We start from the raw sequence: 2824 nt of genomic DNA on the forward strand, positions 1-2824 counted from the left end.
GGGACTATCTCATTAACGGTGTATCCGGCGGTTTCTTTTAGTAGCTTTCAGCGGCCGGGAATCGGTCGCTGAAAGTGATGGCGAAGGCGTTCAAAGCGGGCTTCCAACGCACGGCCCATCGGGTCTTGCCGGCACCGGTCGGATCGAGGGATCGGGTGACCAGATACAGGCACTTTAGCGCAGCCTGCTCGGTGGGGAAATGACCCCGGGCCTTCACGGCGCGCCGGTACCTGGCGTTGAGGGATTCGATCGCATTGGTCGAGCAGATCACGCGCCGGATTTCCACGTCATAGTCCAGGAACGGGATGAACTCCTCCCACGCGTTCTCCCACAGCCGCACGATGGCCCCGTATTTCTTGCCCCAGCGCTCGGTGAGCTCCTCGAACGCCGCCCTGGCGGCCGCAGCGTTCACGGCGGTGTAGATGGGCTTCACGTCCCGTTTGAGCGCGTCCCAGTCCTTCTTCGAGGCCAGGCGGAAGGTATTGCGGATCAGGTGGATGATGCAGGTCTGCACGGTTGTCAGCGGCCAGACGTTGGTGACGACTTCGGGCAGGCCTTTGAGGCCGTCGCAGACCAGGAAGAAGGTGTCTTTCACGCCGCGGTTCTTGATGTCGGTGAGCACGCTCATCCAGAACTTCGCGCCCTCACCGCCGGTGCCGGCCCACAGGCCGAGGATGTCCTTCTCACCCTCCAGCGTCACGCCGATCGCGGCGTAGACGGGCCGGTTGGCGACCTGCCCGTCGCGGACCTTGACGACGATGGCGTCGATGAAGATCGCCGCGTAGACCTCATCCAGCGGCCGGTTTTGCCACGCGGCCATCTCGTCGAGCACCCTGTCGGTGATCCGCGAGACGGTCTCCTTTGACACGGACGCACCGTAGATCTCGGCGAAGTGCGCGCTGATTTCCCCGGTGGTCAGGCCCTTGGCATAGAGCGACAGGACCATCTCATGGTCAAGTCCCTTGGAGTGGTGTAGTGCTGCGTGACCCTCTCGGGGTTCAGGCGGTCAGTGCGGGGAGGTCCTCCTTGTCGATGTCGGTGCCGCCGGTGGCGACGATGGTGAGGCGGGACTTGGCGAGGATGTCGAGTCCGAGGTAGCGGCGTCCTTCGGCCCATTCGTCGGTCTGCTCGGCCAGGACAGCTCCGACGAGACGGATGATCGCGTCGCGGTTGGGGAAGATCCCGACGCTGTCGGTGCGACGGCGGATCTCGCGGTTGAGGCGCTCGTTGGGGTTGTTCGACCAGATCTGCTGCCACAGTCCTTCGGGGAAGCTGGTGAACGCGAGGATGTCCTCACGTGCGGCGGCGAGGTGCTCGGCGACGTCGGGCAGCTTGTCGTCGACGTAGTCGATGAGCCGGTCGAACTGCGCCGCGACCGCTGGTGCGTCGGGCTGGTCGTAGACGCTGTGGAGCATCGCCTTGACCGCCGGCCACATGCTCTTGGGGGTCACGGACATGAGGTTCGCGGCGTAGTGGGTGCGGCACCGCTGCCAGGCGGCTCCGGGCAGGTTCGCTGCGACCGCGTCCTTCAACCCGGGGTGGGCATCGGAGGTGACGAGCCGGACGCCGGCCAGGCCGCGGGCGACGAGGTCGGCGAAGAACTCGTTCCAGGCCGGTCCGGTCTCACTGGTGGCGATCCGCAGGCCGAGGACCTCGCGGCGACCGTCAGCGTTGACGCCGGTCGCGACCAACGCGACCGTCGAGACGACTCGGCCGCCTTCGCGGACCCTCATCGTCAACGCGTCCGCGGCGACGAACGTGAACGGGCCAGCCTCGTCGAGGGGCCGGTGGCGGAACTCCGCGACGAGCTGGTCCAGATCGGCGGCCATGCGCGAGACCTGCGACTTCGACAGGCTGTTGATGCCCAACGTCTTGACGAGCTTGTCCATCCGGCGCGTGCTGACGCCGGCGAGGTAGCAGTCAGCGACGACGGTGATCAGAGCGGTCTCGGCCCTCTTGCGGCGTTCGAGCAGCCACTCGGGAAAGTAGGACCCCTGTCGTAGCTTCGGGATGGCGACGTCGATCGTGCCGACCCTGGTGTCCAACGGGCGGTGCCGGTAGCCGTTGCGCTGCGCCGTCCGGTCCGGGCCGGGCCGGCCGTACTCGGCGCCGACCACGGCGTCGGCGTCGGCCGAGAGCAGGGCGTTAATCATCGTCTGCAGCAGCGAACGCATCAGATCGGGGCTGGCCTCGGCGAGGGCTTCGCCAAGCAGCCCAGCAGGGTCGACAATGTGTGGAGCGGTCATCGTGTGTCCTTCTTCGAGTCGGTTGTGAGAGATCACTCGAAGGATCACGCGGTGGCCGCGTCCACGTCCACACCAGGGACGAACTCGACGACCGCGCTACACCACTATGCGGGACTCAACTCATCTCATCGACACCGGTCAGGCGGCGCTGACGCTTCTTGACGATGACCGGTGAGAAGGTCCCTTCCCGGTCCCGCGGCACGTCCACCTCCACCGGGCCCGTGGTCTCCGTCAGCACCGTTTTTGGGCGCACGCCGTTGCGGGAATTCGCGGTCTGCTTCCCTGCCGTATCGTGCTTTTCATATCCGAGATGCTCGGTCATTTCCTCATCGAGCGCGGTCTCGATCACGGTCTTGGTCAGCTGCTTGAGCAGACCGTCCGGCCCGGTCAGGGACAGGCCCTGTTCCTTCGCCATTCTGACCAGCTCGCGCGCAGCGTCGCCCTCGGATACTTCTGTCTTCTTTTCAGCGGTTTTCGTACTCGGCACAGCCTCAAGTGTTGCGGCCATATCGGGCTCCTCCCCGCCAGGCTTACCGCCCGGCGTGTCGAGCCGGATACACCGTTATTTCCACAGTCCC

1 protein-coding gene and 2 pseudogenes are annotated in these 2824 nt (G+C 65.5%); all 3 read right to left on the bottom strand.

Annotated elements, in window-relative coordinates:
* Positions 1–37 precede the first annotated feature (37 nt).
* Positions 38–961 (bottom strand): annotated as a pseudogene (locus ACQ3I4_RS16625) (IS256 family transposase); the annotation flags it as partial.
* Positions 962–998: 37 nt separating this feature from the next.
* Positions 999–2246: an IS256 family transposase gene (locus ACQ3I4_RS16630; RefSeq protein ID WP_329864253.1), complete on the bottom strand. Its 1248-nt coding sequence runs from the start codon at positions 2244–2246 to the stop codon at positions 999–1001.
* 121 nt (positions 2247–2367) lie between these two features.
* A pseudogene (locus tag ACQ3I4_RS16635) lies at positions 2368–2754 on the bottom strand (transposase); the annotation flags it as partial.
* Between the last annotated feature and the right edge of the window lie 70 nt (positions 2755–2824).

Source organism: Zafaria sp. Z1313 (assembly GCF_050563205.1).
Lineage (GTDB): Bacteria > Actinomycetota > Actinomycetes > Actinomycetales > Micrococcaceae > JAZDCJ01.